13 protein-coding genes and 1 pseudogene are annotated in these 15,232 nt (G+C 63.5%); 3 read left to right on the forward strand and 11 right to left on the reverse strand.

From position 1 onward, the window contains the following. Positions 1-7: 7 nt before the first annotated feature. The 6 genes from E6B08_RS28180 to hutC form a co-directional block, all read right to left on the reverse strand. On the reverse strand, positions 8-838 hold the full coding sequence (locus E6B08_RS28180; protein ID WP_136916968.1) for a quaternary amine ABC transporter ATP-binding protein: 831 nt from the start codon (positions 836-838) through the stop codon (positions 8-10). Next, positions 835-1,686: an ABC transporter permease gene (locus tag E6B08_RS28185; RefSeq protein ID WP_133324900.1), complete on the reverse strand. Its 852-nt coding sequence runs from the start codon at positions 1,684-1,686 to the stop codon at positions 835-837. Before E6B08_RS28185 ends, E6B08_RS28180 begins: the two co-directional genes overlap by 4 nt. 26 nt (positions 1,687-1,712) lie before the next feature. Continuing rightward, complete coding sequence (locus E6B08_RS28190) at positions 1,713-2,681, reverse strand: ABC transporter substrate-binding protein (RefSeq protein WP_136916969.1); 969 nt, start codon at positions 2,679-2,681, stop codon at positions 1,713-1,715. 75 nt (positions 2,682-2,756) lie between these two features. Then, entirely contained in the window at positions 2,757-4,436 is a 1,680-nt protein-coding gene (hutU, locus tag E6B08_RS28195) for a urocanate hydratase (RefSeq protein WP_136916970.1), read from the reverse strand. 317 nt (positions 4,437-4,753) lie between these two features. Continuing rightward, entirely contained in the window at positions 4,754-5,332 is a 579-nt protein-coding gene (locus E6B08_RS28200) for a HutD family protein (RefSeq protein ID WP_136916971.1), read from the reverse strand. Beyond that, the gene (gene hutC / locus E6B08_RS28205; RefSeq protein WP_192938709.1) at positions 5,329-6,039 is read right to left on the reverse strand and encodes a histidine utilization repressor; all 711 of its coding nucleotides are present in this window, start codon (positions 6,037-6,039) and stop codon (positions 5,329-5,331) included. The genes E6B08_RS28200 and hutC overlap by 4 nt, the downstream gene beginning before the upstream one ends. Positions 6,040-6,182: 143 nt before the next feature. On the opposite strand from hutC, the gene E6B08_RS28210 reads away from it, so the two are divergent. Continuing rightward, positions 6,183-7,547 (forward strand): formimidoylglutamate deiminase, encoded by a 1,365-nt coding sequence (locus E6B08_RS28210; protein WP_136916973.1) that lies wholly within the window; start codon positions 6,183-6,185, stop codon positions 7,545-7,547. A 72-nt stretch (positions 7,548-7,619) separates the two neighbouring features. Here the strand turns inward: E6B08_RS28210 and E6B08_RS28215 are convergent, their stop codons facing one another. Together E6B08_RS28215 and bamE are read right to left on the reverse strand one after the other, a co-directional pair. After that, positions 7,620-8,192 carry a lipocalin family protein gene (locus E6B08_RS28215; protein ID WP_136916974.1) on the reverse strand — a complete coding sequence of 191 codons (573 nt, stop codon included), beginning with the start codon at positions 8,190-8,192 and terminating at the stop codon, positions 7,620-7,622. After that, positions 8,189-8,443 carry an outer membrane protein assembly factor BamE domain-containing protein gene (gene bamE, locus E6B08_RS28220; RefSeq protein WP_136916975.1) on the reverse strand — a complete coding sequence of 85 codons (255 nt, stop codon included), beginning with the start codon at positions 8,441-8,443 and terminating at the stop codon, positions 8,189-8,191. The genes E6B08_RS28215 and bamE overlap by 4 nt, the downstream gene beginning before the upstream one ends. Positions 8,444-8,668: 225 nt before the next feature. Here bamE and E6B08_RS31610 point away from each other — a divergent pair. Then, positions 8,669-9,706 (forward strand): annotated as a pseudogene (locus E6B08_RS31610) (cache and HAMP domain-containing protein); the annotation flags it as partial. A gap of 129 nt (positions 9,707-9,835) precedes the next feature. Beyond that, positions 9,836-10,561: a methyl-accepting chemotaxis protein gene (locus tag E6B08_RS31615; protein ID WP_409977265.1), complete on the forward strand. Its 726-nt coding sequence runs from the start codon at positions 9,836-9,838 to the stop codon at positions 10,559-10,561. Between the two features lie 118 nt (positions 10,562-10,679). Here E6B08_RS31615 and E6B08_RS28230 read toward each other — a convergent pair whose 3' ends face one another. From E6B08_RS28230 to E6B08_RS28240, 3 genes are all read right to left on the reverse strand, one after another. Beyond that, positions 10,680-11,276, reverse strand: a complete 597-nt coding sequence (locus E6B08_RS28230; protein ID WP_136916977.1) for a DUF924 family protein — start codon at positions 11,274-11,276, stop codon at positions 10,680-10,682. A gap of 3 nt (positions 11,277-11,279) precedes the next feature. Further along, on the reverse strand, positions 11,280-12,290 hold the full coding sequence (locus E6B08_RS28235) for a class 1 fructose-bisphosphatase (protein ID WP_136916978.1): 1,011 nt from the start codon (positions 12,288-12,290) through the stop codon (positions 11,280-11,282). Positions 12,291-12,597: 307 nt separating this feature from the next. Then, positions 12,598-15,048, reverse strand: a complete 2,451-nt coding sequence (locus E6B08_RS28240; RefSeq protein WP_136916979.1) for a glycogen/starch/alpha-glucan phosphorylase — start codon at positions 15,046-15,048, stop codon at positions 12,598-12,600. Positions 15,049-15,232: the final 184 nt, after the last annotated feature.

The raw sequence follows: 15,232 nt of genomic DNA on the forward strand, positions 1-15,232 counted from the left end.
GCGCTTCTCATACCGCAACCGCGCGGCGCTGGACGAAACGGTCAACGTATTCGTCAGCCGGGTTGTGCAGAATCTGGTGCGGCGTACCGACCTGGATCAGGCGACCATCCTTGAGAATGGCGATGCGGTTGCCGATGCGCACGGCTTCATCCAGGTCATGGGTGATGAACACGATGGTCTTGTGCAGGGTCTTCTGCAGATCGAGCAACTGATCCTGCATTTCGGCGCGAATCAGCGGGTCCAGGGCGCTGAACGCCTCGTCCATGAGGATGATGTCAGTGTCCGCCGCCAGGGCACGGGCCAGGCCGACACGCTGGCGCATGCCTCCCGACAGCTGGTGTGGAAACTTCTTCTCGTAGCCCTTCAGGCCCACGGTCTCGATCCACTGCTGGGCACGCTCGGCGCACACTTGCGTGCTCTCGCCACGCACCTTCAGGCCATAGGCGACGTTGTCCAGAACATGACGGTGCGGCAACAGGCCGAAGCTTTGGAACACCATGCTGATCTTGCGCCGACGAAATTCGCGCAAGGCTTCCATGTCGTACTGAAGAATGTCCTCGCCATCGACCAGGATCTGCCCGCTGGTGGGGTCGATCAGGCGATTGAAGTGGCGCACCAGCGTGGATTTGCCGGAACCGGACAGGCCCATGATCACGAAGATCTCGCCACTGCCGATGGACAGCGACAGGTCGTTGACCCCGACCACGCAACCGGTCTGCGCCAGCACCTGGTCCTTGCTCTGCTTGTTGCGGATCAGCCGCAACGCTTCCTCGGCGCGGTCACCGAAGATCTTGAAGACATTCTTCACCTCGATCTTGTTGGTCGCCTGCGTGTTCATTTGCTCACCTCATGGCGTGGCCGGCCATAGGCCTGGGTAATGCGGTCGATCACCACCGCGAGAATGACGATAGCCAGGCCCGCTTCCAGGCCACGGCCGACGTTGAGGGTCTGGATCCCGACCAGCACGTCCTCGCCCAGCCCACGGGCACCGATCATCGAGGCGATCACCACCATCGACAGCGCCATCATGGTGGTCTGGTTGATGCCGGCCATGATGCTTGGCAGCGCCAACGGCAACTGCACGCCGAACAACTGCTGCCAGCGGTTGGCGCCGAAGGCGTTGATGGCCTCCATCACTTCGCCGTCGACCTGACGAATGCCCAGGTCGGTCAGGCGAATCAGAGGCGGCGCGGCGTAGATCACGGTGGCGAAGATAGCCGGCACCTTGCCCAGGCCGAACAGCATCAGCACCGGAATCAGGTACACGAAGCTTGGCATGGTCTGCATGATATCCAGCAGCGGCATCAGCACTGCGCGCAGGCGATTGCTGCGGGCAGACAGGATCCCCAGCGGGATGCCCACCAGCACCGAGATCAAGGTCGCCACCAGCATCAGCGCCAAGGTCTGCATCAGCTTGTCCCAGAGGCCGACAGCGCCGACCAGGAACAGCAGACCGGCGATCACCAGGGTCGGCAGGATTCGCCGCGTGGCGTGCCAGGCGATGGCGGCCACCACCGCCAGCATCAGCCACCAGGGTGTAGCGCGCAGCAGGCCTTCTAGGCTGACGATGGCCCAGAGCAGAGTGTCGGAAATGTGCCGGAACACATCGCCGTAGTTGGTCACCAGGGCGTCGACCCAGCCATTGACCCAATCGGCGATGGAGAATGTCAGGTTGTCAGGAAACATAGGTTCCACTCATCAGCTGAGGACGCTCAGAGCGCCGCGTTGATCTTCTTGGCGGCATCCGCGCCGACCCAGGACTGCCAGACTTCAGGATGTTCCTTGAGAAATGCCTTGGCCAGTTCCGGTGACTCGATCCGATCCTTGGTCATGCGCGCCAGGTTCTGGTTGAGCAGATCGATCGGCAGATTGACCTTCTCCAGCACCGCCACCAGTTCAGGGGCTTGGTCATGGAACACCTTGGACAGGCCGACCTTGATCGTCACTGATTTGTTCACGCCCGCTTTCTCCTGCAGCTTGACCAGGTCGACCTGGCCCATCAACGGAGTCGGCGTCCAGTAGTAGAAGAGGATCGGCTCGCCGCGCTTGTAGCTCGACAGCACTGCGGCATCCAGTGCCGGGCCAGTGCCGGGACGGAAGTTGGTGTAGCTGCTTTCCAGGCCGTATTCCTTGAGCATCTTGGAGTTGTCCAGCTCACAGGTCCAACCGGCCGGACAGTTGTAGAAGCGACCTTTGCTCGGCTCCTCCTGGTCCTTGAACACGCTGGCATACTTGGCCAGGTCGGCGACGTTGTGCAGGTCTGGCGCCTTGGCTTCGAGCTTGCGTTTGGCATCGCCCTCGATCACGTAGCGCGGCACGTACCAGCCCTCCTCTGCGCCCACGACCGGGGCACCGACCCCCACCACCTTGCCGGCGGCTTCGGCCTTGTTCCAGACCTCGCTGCGGCCCACCCACTCCTCGGCGAACACCTGAATGTCATTGGTGCCCAGGGCGTTCTCCATGGTGATGGAGTTACCGGGCAGGCTGTCGGTCTCGCAGCCGTAGCCGTGCTTGAGTACGAATTGCATCACGTCGGTCAGCAGCATGCCGCTTTCCCAGTTCAGCCCGGCGAACTTGACCGGCTTGCCGGATTCACACCAGCCTGCGGCCTGACTGCTACCGGCAGCACCGAGCAAGCCCAGGGCGAACAGCGAGGCGAGCAGGGTCTTGTTGGTTTTCATTGCGTGACGCTCCCAAACTTGTAAGTGGACATCGGCAGGGATTGAAAAGAGGGGCCGAGGCCCCTTGCCGGCTCGTCAGCCAGTGATCATCGGCAGGTTCAGGCCCTGCTCTTTGGCGCAGTCGATCGCAATCTGGTACCCCGCATCGGCATGGCGCATCACGCCGGTGGCCGGATCGTTGGTCAGCACGCGGGCGATACGTTCAGCAGCTTCGTCGGTGCCGTCACAGACGATGACCATACCCGAATGCTGCGAGAAGCCCATGCCCACCCCACCGCCATGGTGCAGCGACACCCAGGTGGCGCCGCTGGCGGTGTTGAGCAGGGCGTTGAGCAGCGGCCAGTCCGATACGGCATCGGAACCGTCGCGCATGGCTTCGGTTTCGCGGTTGGGGCTCGCTACCGAGCCGGAATCCAGATGGTCACGGCCGATCACGATCGGTGCCGACAGCTCGCCGCTGCGCACCATTTCGTTGAACGCCAGGCCCAACTTCGCCCGCAGGCCCAGGCCAGCCCAGCAGATACGCGCCGGCAGGCCCTGGAAGCTGATGCGTTCACGGGCCATGTCCAGCCAGCGGTGCAGGTGGGCGTCGTCCGGGATCAGTTCCTTGACCTTGGCGTCGGTCTTGTAGATGTCCTCGGCATCACCGGACAGCGCCGCCCAGCGGAACGGGCCAATGCCACGGCAGAACAGCGGACGGATGTAGGCCGGCACGAAGCCTGGGAAGTCGAAGGCGTTGTTCACGCCCTCCTCCTTGGCCATCTGGCGGATGTTGTTGCCATAGTCGAAGGTCGGGATGCCCTGCTTCTGGAAGTCGAGCATGGCCTGGACGTGCACGGCCATGGACTGCTTGGCGGCCTTGACCACCGCAGCCGGTTCGGTCTGGGCACGGTCGCGGTACTGCTCCCAGGTCCAACCGGCCGGCAGGTAGCCATTGAGCGGGTCGTGGGCGCTGGTCTGGTCGGTGACCATGTCCGGGCGCACCCCTCGCTTGACCAGCTCAGGCAGAATCTCGGCGGCGTTACCGTGCAAGGCGATGGAGATGGCCTTGCCTTCGGCGGTGTACTTGGCGATGCGCGCCAGGGCGTCGTCCAGGTCGGTGGCCTGCTCATCCACGTACCGGGTCTGCAGGCGGAAGTCGATGCGGCTCTGCTGGCATTCGATGTTCAACGAGCAGGCACCGGCCAGGGTCGCGGCCAGCGGCTGGGCGCCGCCCATGCCGCCCAGGCCGGCGGTCAGTACCCATTTGCCCTTGAGGTTGCCGTTGTAATGCTGGCGACCGGCCTCGACGAAGGTTTCATAGGTGCCCTGCACGATGCCCTGGCTGCCGATGTAGATCCAGCTGCCGGCGGTCATCTGGCCGTACATGGCCAGGCCCTTGGCATCGAGCTCGTTGAAGTGCTCCCAGCTGGCCCAGTGCGGCACCAGGTTGGAGTTGGCGATCAACACACGCGGGGCATTGGCGTGGGTCTTGAACACCCCGACTGGCTTGCCCGACTGCACCAGCAGGGTTTCGTCATCGTTCAGGTTGGTCAGGCTCTCGACGATCTTGTCGTAACAGGCCCAGTTGCGCGCGGCGCGGCCGATGCCACCGTAGACCACCAGCTCCTTGGGATTCTCCGCCACTTGCGGGTCGAGGTTGTTCATCAGCATGCGCAGCGGTGCTTCGGTCAGCCAGCTCTTGGCGGTCAGCTTGTTGCCACGCGGGGCGCGAATCTCGACGTCACGGAATTTGTTCAGGTTGTTGTCAGTCACGAAAAGTGCTCCTTGAGCGATCTATCCAAACCCGACGTGATCGGCGGGCCAGTGGTGCGTTGTGTCAAACGCGAGAGGGACGGCCTATCCACTTTCGCGCACTTGGCTTTACTTGTACATACAAGCATATGCAATTGAATTGCCAAGTCGCTGACCTGGGCAGGCGACCGCCACCTGTGAAGAGGAGGAAAACCCCGTCATTCGGGGGCTAGGGGACGTGAGAAAAATCTGAAAGGACGTTGCGAGGCAGGATTCAGGTCAAGGCGGCATTGCGCCACCTTGGGACATTCGGTAACAGAATGCGCGATTGCAGTGCGTTACCGGGAAACGTCGTTCAGTTCGATGACACAGCACACCCCAGTGATCGCCAGCTCCACCAGCTGTTCGTTATCGCTCAGGCGCAGGCAGTCATAACGGTCGAGGTCATCCACAGGCTGGCCGCCGACACTCAGTTGCAGCTGAGCCTGCCCGCTGAACACCAGCAAGGTGCTCGCGGCACTGAACAATCGGGTGCTGCCATTGAACCACTGCAGGCGTGCCCGGTAACGCTCCGGTGCATAGATGAGGTTGAAATCGCGAATCGGCCCACCCAGCAGGTGACAGCTCACCTGGCTGTGGCCATCGAAGGCGAACGCATCGAACGGTAACAATGGCCGCGACGCGACACCCTCGACACTCAGGCGCATGCCGTCACCCTGCAACACCGTGATGATCCGCTGGTAGCCGGCGAAGCTGGAAAATCCGCCTGATGCTTCGATATCGGCAATGGAAAGCCGCCAGCCGAAACCGTCCAGACCACCCCCCGAGTCGCGGGTGATCTCTTCGGTGAAACCGCCACCGTTCTTCCAGGGCATCCGCGGGTAATCCCGCGCACGTAAGCACTGCAACTGGCTCATTTGCTGAAACGTCCTTCCAGGCGATGACGGGAACCGGGATGGATCAACCGCGCAGCGGTCACCGGTAGACGACCCGACCAGGTACGGCGGCGGATCAGCAGGCAAGGCTCGCCACGCTCGATCTGCAGCAACTGGCACTCATCGGGGTCGGCGAGGATGGCCTCGACCACGTGCTCGCCTTCGGTCAGCGGTGCGACCTGGGACAGGTAGGCATAGGGGGTCTGGCGGGTGAAATCCTGCTTGAGGTAATCCGGGGCGATCGCCGCATTGACGTAGCGGTCCTCGATCTGCACCGGTACCCCATTCTCGTAATGCACGATCAACGAGTGGTACACCCGCTGGCCTTCACGCATGTCCAAGGCCAGCGCGCGCTCGGAGCCGGCCGCCTCTTCGGCGAGGGTGATGACCTGACAGCTATGCTGGTGGCCACGGGCGGCAATTTCGTCGGCGATGTTATGAACTTCGAACAGCGCCGAGCGGGTCTTGGGTTCGGCCACGAAGGTACCCACGCCCTGCATGCGGACCAAGAGGCCCTCCGCGGTCAACTCGCGCAGCGCGCGGTTGATGGTCATGCGGCTGAAACCGAGCTCGCTGACCAACTCGCTTTCCGAGGGAACCCGATGGTGTGGCGGCCAGCTGCCGTTTTCGATCTGCTGGATGATCATCTGCTTGACCCGCGCATACAGCGGCGCCGGCCCTTCGCCCATCTGGGCGACCAACGTGGAGACAGGAGGTGTCGGCACGGCGTTTGTCCTTGTGCGAATTGATTGAGCGGTAGCTTGCCGGAGTTTACCCGGCAGGCAAACGGCTGTATATGTATATACAAGTTGAACACCAACAGGATAGCCCGATGCCCGCCTACTTTGCCGAACGCGCCCTCCTGCCCAGCGGTTGGGCTCACGATGTCCGCCTGGAGGTAGCCGACGATGGCTATCTGACAGACGTGCTAGCCAATGCCAGTGCTGATGGCGCCGAACGGTTGAGCGGACCGCTGCTGCCGGGCATGCCTAACCTGCATTCCCACGCCTTCCAACGTGCCATGGCAGGTCTGGCCGAGGTGGCCGGCAACCCCAACGACAGTTTCTGGACCTGGCGTGAGCTGATGTACCGGATGGTCGGCAAAGTCTCGCCGGAGCAACTGCAGATCATCGCCCACCAGCTCTATATCGAGATGCTCAAGGCCGGCTATACCTCGGTGGCCGAATTCCACTACGTCCATCATGATCCGACTGGCAAGGCCTATGCCGACCCAGCCGAGCTGTCCCGACGCATCAGTGCCGCCGCCGCTAGCAGCGGCATCGGCCTGACCTTGCTGCCGGTTCTGTACAGCCATGCAGGCTTTGGCGGCCAGGCCCCCAATGACGGCCAGCGCCGCTTCATCAACACCACCGAACAGTATTTGAGCCTGCAGGCGCAGCTCGCCCCTCTCCTGGCAGCAGAACCCGCGCAACAGCTGGGCCTGTGCTTCCATTCCCTGCGTGCGGTCACCCCAGGGCAGATCGACCAGGTGCTGGCAGCAGCCAGCCCGCATGGCCCTGTTCATATCCACATTGCCGAGCAACAAAAAGAGGTCGATGACTGCCTGGCCTGGAGCGGTCTGCGCCCGCTGCAATGGTTATACGCGCACGTCAGCGTCGATCCGCGCTGGTGTCTGGTGCATGCCACCCACGCCAACCCCGCTGAAGTGACGGCCATGGCCCGCAGTGGCGCCGTCGCCGGCCTGTGCCTGACCACCGAGGCCAATCTGGGTGACGGTATCTTCCCGGCGGTGGACTTCCTGGCTCAGGGCGGGCGATTTGGCATCGGTTCGGACAGCCATGTCTCGCTGAGCGTGGTGGAAGAGTTGCGCTGGCTGGAATACGGGCAGCGCCTGCGAGACCAGCGCCGCAACCGGCTGTATGGCGAGCATCAGCCCATGGTAGGACGTACGTTGTATGACGCAGCGCTGGGCGGTGGCGCCCAGGCGTTGGGCCAACCCGTCGGCAGCCTGGCAGCGGGCAAGCGAGCTGACTGGCTCGTGCTGGACGGGCAGGACCCTTACATCGCAACCGCCGATGGCGACGGCATTCTGAACCGTTGGCTGTTCGCCGGGGGTGATCGCCAGGTGCGGGACGTGATGGTCAATGGACAGTGGGTCGTGCGCCAGGGGCACCATGCCCAGGAAGCGGAGAGCGCGCGGGCGTTCGCTGATGTATTGCGGCAGCTGTTGGGATGAGGCGTTGAGATCGGCGGCCCTCTCGACAGCCAGCCTCCTGCGTCACGCCGGAAGCTGGCGATAAGGCTGATATCAATGCATCTGCACGATCTGCTTGTCGGGGGTGCGCCAGATCAACCGGCTGGTGTCATAGCCTTGCTGGCGCGCCTTGGACATCAGGCTTTCGCGTTCCCAGGCCGGCATCGTCGGTGTACGCGACAACAGCCACAGGTACTTGCGATCCGGGCTGCCGACCACTGCCGTGCGATAGTGCTCGTCAACGTAGAGGATCCAGTACTCGCCCTTGGCTACGCCAGGGACCAGGCGGGTGAACCAGTTGTCGAACTCGACCCACAACCGGTCGGTATGCCCCGGCTCCTGGATGTTGGCGTGCCCTTCGGCGCGCAACCATTCATCACCCATCGTTCGGCAGCGGTTGAGCACGCCGTACGAGCCATCGGGCTTGAGGTTGTAGTGCGCCTCGGACTGCGCGCACTCGGCCTGGTACTTCATCGGCAGGCGCGCCAGTTCGAACCATTTGCCCTGGTAGCGCTTGAGGTCGACGTTACCGGCGGTCTTCGGTACCAGCGGGTCGGTGGCGGAGGTCGCGCAGCCGCCCAGAAGCATCGCCAGGCACAACCCCAGCAGCAGGTGCAGACGGGTCATTTGAGACCCTGCCCGGAGTACATCAACACCTTCTCGGCCGCGTATTGCACACTGATGAAGCTCTTTTCGTCCCCCCAGGTACAGCTGCTCATGCCCAGTGCACCCGAGCACTCGGTGGGCGTGCCGAGCAACTGCTCGACCTCGGCCTTGTTCATGCCGGCCTTGAGCTTGGAATAGTTTTCCTGGTTGATCTTGCTGCACGCAGTCAGGACGACGCACAAGGACAACAGGGCGAGGGAACGCAACGACATGAAGGGACACTCCTGGACAGTAACTACAGGCAAGTGGCCTGCAGTGACCTTCGACGGGAAAATCGGTCCCTGGTTCCCTACTCTCCCCCCTTTCGTTTTTAGCCGTTGGTCGGCTGGTGCTGCGCAAACGTTCAAGCTTCTCCCGGACGGTGACGACACAGCGTATACGCTGTGGCACATCGCCATGGCAGCACTCTCCGAATTGCCTTGCGCAGACCGAAAAAAATGACCAAGAACCTGAAGTTCAGCCACAAGATCCTGTTGGCCGCCGCCCTCGTGGTGGCCGTCGCCTTTAGCTGTTTCGTGCTGTTCAACGACTACCGCCAACGCCAGTCGTTGCGCAACGATGTACAGACCAACCTGCAAGACCTCGGTAGGCTGTCCGCAGGCACCATCCGCACCTGGCTCGACAGCCGCATCCAGTTGCTCGACTCCCTGGCCCAGCAAGTGGCCGTGGATGGCCCAGCCACTACCAGCCTCGCGCGCAGCCTGGCACTGCCGGTATACGCTCGCAATTTCCAGCTCACCTACTTCGGCGGCCAGGACGGCAGCATGCAGTCGGTGCCGGCGGGTAACCGTGCCGCCGATTACGACCCACGCGCGCGCGGCTGGTACAAGGCCGCCAGCGGCGCCAGCCAGACCATCGTCACCGAGCCATACATCGCGGCGTCCAGCGGCAAGCTGGTGATCACGCTGGCTACCCCGGTGCAGCAGGATGGCCGACTGATCGGTGTCAGCGGCGCCGACACCGACCTGCAAACCATCAGCAACCTGGTCAACGCCCTCGATTTCGATGGCCAGGGCCACGCCTTCATCGTCAACGGCGAAGGCAAGGTGCTCATCCATCCCAAGGCCGAGATGGCGCTCAAGTCCCTGGCCGACCTCTATCCGCAAGGTACGCCGCGCATCGCCGCTGGCCTGCAGGCGGTAAGCGAGGGTGGCCGCGAGCAGTTCATCAGCTTCACCCGCGTCGAGGGCGTGCCGTCGGCCGACTGGTACGTCGCGCTGGTGCTGGATCAGGACGCCGCCTTCGCCATGCTCGGCGAGCTACGCACCTCGGCCATGGTCGCGACGCTGATCGCGGTAGTGGCGATCATCGCCCTGCTCGGCTTGCTGATTCGCGTACTGATGGCCCCGCTGCATGTGATGGGCCGGGCCATGCGCGACATCGCCGAGGGCGAAGGCGACCTCACTCGGCGCCTGACCATCCATGCCCAGGACGAATTCGGCAGCCTCGGCCAATCGTTCAACCGCTTCGTCGAGCGTATCCACGAGTCGATCCGCGAGGTGGCCTCGGCCACCGGCCAGGTCAATGCCGTTGCCGCACAGGTGGTGAATGCCTCCAATGCCTCGATCGACAAGGCCGACCAGCAATCCAGCCGGACCAGCAGCGTGGCTGCGGCGATCAACCAACTGGGCGCCGCCGCCCAGGAAATCGCCCAGAACGCGGCACTGGCCTCGCAGCACTCCAGCGAGGCGCGGGGCTTGGCCGAGGACGGCCAGCAAGTGGTGGGCAATACCATCGAGGTGATGAACCAACTGTCGGCGCGCATCAGCGACGCCTGCGGCAACATCGAGACGCTCAATGCCCACACCGCCAATATCGGCCAGATCCTCGACGTGATCAGTGGCATCTCCCAGCAGACCAACCTGCTGGCGCTCAATGCCGCGATCGAGGCGGCGCGTGCCGGTGAGGCCGGGCGCGGCTTCGCGGTGGTGGCGGACGAGGTGCGCAACCTGGCCCATCGCACCCAGGAATCGGCGCAGCAGGTACAGAGCCTGATCGAGGAACTGCAGGCCGGCGCGCAGACGGCGGTCAGCACCATGAACCAGAGCCGCCAGCACAGCGACCACAGCGTCGGCATCGCCAACCAGGCGGGTCAGCGCCTGGGCAGCGTTACCCAGCGCATTGGCGAGATCGATGGCATGAACCAGTCGGTGGCCACCGCGACCGAGGAGCAGACGGCCGTGGTCGAGTCGATCAATGTCGACATCAACGAGATCAATACCTTGAATCAGGAAGGGGTACTGAACCTGCAGAGCACGTTGCGTGCCTGCACCGACCTGGAGCGCCAGGCCGAGCGGTTGCAGCATCTGGTGGGGAGTTTCCGGATCTGAAACCACTGGGGTCGATTTGCGACCCTTTCGCGGCACAAGGCCGCTCCTACAGGAAACTGCGATCCCTTGTAGGAGCGGCCTTGCGCCGCGAAAGGGCTGCAAAGCAGCCCCACTGGCACTAGAACCTGGATCCAGGCTCCAGCAAGAAGTCCATCTCTTCACTGGTGCTCGGACGATTCAGCATCAGGTTGCGATGCGGGAAGCGCCCGAACCGGGCAATCACCCGCTGGTGCTGCTCGGCATAGTCGAGGAAGCCTTCGAACAAGCGCTGGTTGGCCTCAGGCTGCTCTTCCAGCAGCATCTGGTAGCGCTCGACGCTCAGGTTCTGCCAATCGAGCACCTCGGCATGCTCCAGCACCAGCAGCACGAACACCCGCTGGATCGGCAGCAACTGGTAATCCCAGGCCTTCTGTAGCCCCTGCATCGCCACCACCTGCGCTCGCCGGTCGCCCTCGAAGGCGCGAGGCGTGTCGCGGTAGATCATGCGCGGCAGTTGGTCCAGCAAGATCAGCAGGCCCAGCCAGCCCTGCGGCGACTGCTGCCACTCGTCGAGCCCGCCCGCCAGGGCTTGCTCGACCAGATCGCCAAACAGCGCCTGGGCTTCGGCATCGTGATGCTTGCCGAACCACAGCGTACTCTTCTCGTCAGCCACGGCCTGGGCACTGGTGCCCCAACCGAACCACCATTCCAGCAACGGCTGCCAAGGTGCGAGCATGACTTACTCCTTGTGGTAGGCGGTCACGCGCTCGACCTCTTCCTTCGAGCCGAGGATCACCGACACACGCTGGTGCAGGCTTTCTGGCTGGATGTCGAGGATACGCTCGTAACCGTTGGTGGATGCGCCGCCGGCCTGTTCGATGATGAACGACATCGGGTTGGCTTCGTACATCAGGCGCAGCTTGCCCGGCTTGCTCGGCTCGCGGGCGTCACGTGGGTACATGAACAGGCCGCCACGGGTCAGGATGCGGTGCACGTCGGCCACCATCGAGGCGATCCAGCGCATGTTGTAATTCTTCTTCAGCGGCCCGGTCTCACCGGCCAGCAGCTCGCCCACGTAGCGCTGTACCGGGGCTTCCCAGTGGCGCTGGTTGGACATGTTGATGGCGAACTCGGCGGTGGTTGCCGGCACCTGGATGTTCTCGTGGGTCAGGACGAAGCTGCCCAGTTCGCGGTCCAGGGTGAAGCCCTTGACGCCGTTGCCCAGGGTCAGGATCAGCATGGTCTGCGGGCCGTAGATGGCGTAACCGGCGGCGACCTGCTGGGTGCCTGGCTGCAGGAAGGCGTTTTCGTTGAGGGTTTCGTTCTGGCTCAGGTACTCGTTAGGGCAACGCAGTACCGAGAAGATGGTGCCGACCGAGACGTTGACGTCGATGTTCGACGAACCGTCCAGCGGGTCGAAGACCAGCAGGTAGGCACCCTTGGGGTACTTGCCCGGGATCTGGTAGGCGTTGTCCATTTCCTCGGACGCCATGCCGGCCAGGTGGCCGCCCCATTCGTTGGCTTCGAGCAGGATGTCGTTGGAGATCACGTCCAGCTTCTTCTGGACTTCGCCCTGCACGTTCTCGGTGCCCATGCTGCCCAGTACGCCGCCGAGGGCGCCTTTGGACACATGGTGGCTGATTTCCTTGCACGCACGCGCCACCACTTCGATCAGGAAGCGCAGATCGGCAGGGGTATTGTTGCTGCGGGTCTGCTCAATCAGATAGCGACTCAGGGTAACGCGGGACATGTATGGCTCCGAAGGATAGGGGGAGAAAACCCCCGCAGTTTACAGGGAGAGTTGCAGGCTAGCGAGCAAAGAGACTCGAGTTCCGGCCTTGAGTTCAGCAGGCACCCGGTCAGCGGTCGGTTGCCCCGTACACCAGGCCGCTCTCATAGAACAAAACATAACTCATTGTTCAGCTTGGCTCTGTGGGAGCGGGCTTGCCCCGCGAACACCGGCGAAGCCGGTGCCATTCACCGCGTCGCCCCATTCGCGGGACAAGCCCGCTCCCACAAGGGCTGGGTGATCTCCCACAGGGTTCCAGCGCGCTACTTCAATCCAGCGCCTTCCAGATCTCCCCGGCATACTCGCGAATGGTCCGGTCCGAAGAGAACCAGCCCATCCGCGCAGTATTGAGCACCGCCATGCGCCACCATTCCTGGGGCGTGTGCCACAGCGCCTCGACCCGGCTCTGGGCCTCCCAGTAGGCTTCGAAGTCGGCGCAGACCAGGAAGCGGTCGTAGGCCACCAGCCCGTCCACCAGCCCGGCATAGCGCCCCGGATCATCCGGCGAGAACACCCCACTGCGGATCGCCTGCAACACATCGTTAAGACGGCTTGAGGCGGCGATGGCGGCACTGGCGCCGAAGTCGCCCGCCCGCCGGCGCGCCTCCACCTGCTGCGCGGTCAGGCCGAAGATGAACATGTTCTCGGCCCCCACGTGCTCGCACATCTCCACGTTGGCGCCATCGAGGGTGCCGATGGTCAGCGCGCCGTTGAGCCCGAACTTCATGTTGCTGGTGCCCGAGGCCTCATAGCCAGCGGTGGATATCTGCTCGGACAGGTCGGCCGCGGGGATGATGCTTTCGGCCAGGCTGACGTTGTAGTTGGGCAGGAACACCACCTTGAGCAAGCCGCGCAGGGTTGGGTCGTTGTTGACCACCCGGGCGATATCGTTGGCCAGCTTGATGATCAGCTTGGCCTGGTGGTAGCTGGCCGCGGCCTTGCCGGCGAAGATCTTCACCCGCGGCACCCAGTTGGTGCCGGGGTCGTTGCGCATGGCCTGGTACAGCGCCACGGTGTGCAGCAGGTTGAGCAACTGGCGCTTGTACTCGTGGATGCGCTTGACCTGCACGTCGAACAGCGCCTCGGGGTTGACCGTGACGCCCAGGCGATCCTGGATGATGCTAGCCAGTGCACGCTTGCTGTGCAGGCGCTGCGCGGCGAACTGCTTGCGGAAACCCGCCTTGTCGGCGAACGGCACCAGGTTGGCCAGCAACCGCTCCGGATCGTCCTTGAGCTCCGGCCCGAGCGCTTCGACGAGCATCTCGGTCAACTGCGGGTTGGACTGGTACAGCCAGCGGCGGAAGGTGATGCCGTTGGTCTTGTTGTTGATCCGCTGCGGGTAGAGCTTGTGCAACTCGGAAAAAACCGTGCTCTTCATCAGCTTGCTGTGCAGCGCCGAGACCCCGTTGACGCTGTGCGAGCCGAGAAACGCCAGGTTGCCCATGCGCACCCGGCGGCCGTTGTCTTCCTCGATCAGCGACACTGCGCGCAGCACGTCGAAATCGTGCATGCCCTTCGCCCGCAAGGCGTCGATGTGGTAGGCGTTGATCAGGTAGATGATCTGCATGTGCCGCGGCAACATGCGCTCCATCAGCGCTACCGGCCAGGTTTCCAGAGCCTCGGGCAGCAGGGTGTGGTTGGTGTAGGCCAGGGTGCCGACGGTCAGCTCCCAGGCTGTGTCCCAGGTTATCTCGTGCTGGTCGACCAACAGGCGCATCAGCTCGGCCACGGCGATCGACGGGTGGGTGTCGTTGAGCTGGATGGCCGCTGCATCCGGCAGGTTGAGCAAGTTGTCGTGCATGTTCAGGTGACGGCGCAGCAGGTCCTGCAGCGACGCCGAGACGAAGAAGTACTCCTGGCGCAGGCGCAGTTCCTGGCCGGCCTCGGTGCTGTCGGCCGGGTACAGCACCCGCGAGATGCTTTCGGCGCGGGCCACCTCGGCCACCGCGCCCAGGTGGTCACCGGCATTGAAGCGCTCCAGGTGCAGCTCTTCCAGGGCACGCGCCCGCCACAGGCGCAGGGTGTTGACGCTGGAGCCACGCCAGCCCACCACGGGCGTGTCGTAGGCCACCGCCCGTACCGTTTCGCCCGGCCACCATACCTGGCGTTGCTGGCCGTGGGCGTCGTGCACCGTTTCGACGCTGCCGCCGAAGCTGATCGGGTAGATCACCTCGGCCCGCTCGAACTCCCAGGGGTTTCCGAAATCCAGCCAGTTCTCGGTCTGCTCCTGCTGCCAGCCATCGACCAGGGCCTGGCGGAACAGGCCGTGCTCGTAGCGAATGCCGTAGCCATGGGCGGCGATGCCCAAGGTCGACATGCTTTCCATGAAGCAGGCGGCCAGCCGCCCCAGGCCGCCGTTGCCCAGCGCCGCATCGGGCTCGAGCAGGCGGATGCGCTCGAGGTCGACGTCCAGGCCTTCGAGCGCTTCGCGAGCGACGTCGAGCAGGCCAAGGTTGCTCAGGCTGTCGTAGAGCAGGCGTCCGATGAGAAATTCCAGGGAGAGGTAGTACACCCGCTTCTGGCTGCGGCGGTACGCCTGACGGGTGTGATCCATCCAGTGGTCGACCATGTGATCGCGCGCGGCCAGGGCGATGGCTTCGAACCAGTCGTGATCGAAGGCATGCTCGGGGTCCTTGCCGACCGCGTAGGTCAGCTTGTCCAGTACAGCGGCGCGGAATTCGGCCACCTCGGCGTCACGAGCTTTGGGTTCCTGGGACATGCGGCATCCTCGGGCAAGTTGACGAATACGGAGGGAGACTGTTGAGCCTAGTCGGTTCGACCGGGAGCGACAGCCTGGGTTCGCGGTTTTCATGCGGCTTTTCGCAAAGCGCCGTGCAATCGGTCAAAAGGTTGTTCACAAATTGAACAACTCCGGTATGATCGCGCGCCCAAAGACCGTGATC

The sequence above is a fragment of the Pseudomonas putida genome, assembly GCF_005080685.1.
Taxonomy (GTDB): Bacteria; Pseudomonadota; Gammaproteobacteria; order Pseudomonadales; family Pseudomonadaceae; genus Aquipseudomonas; species Aquipseudomonas putida_V.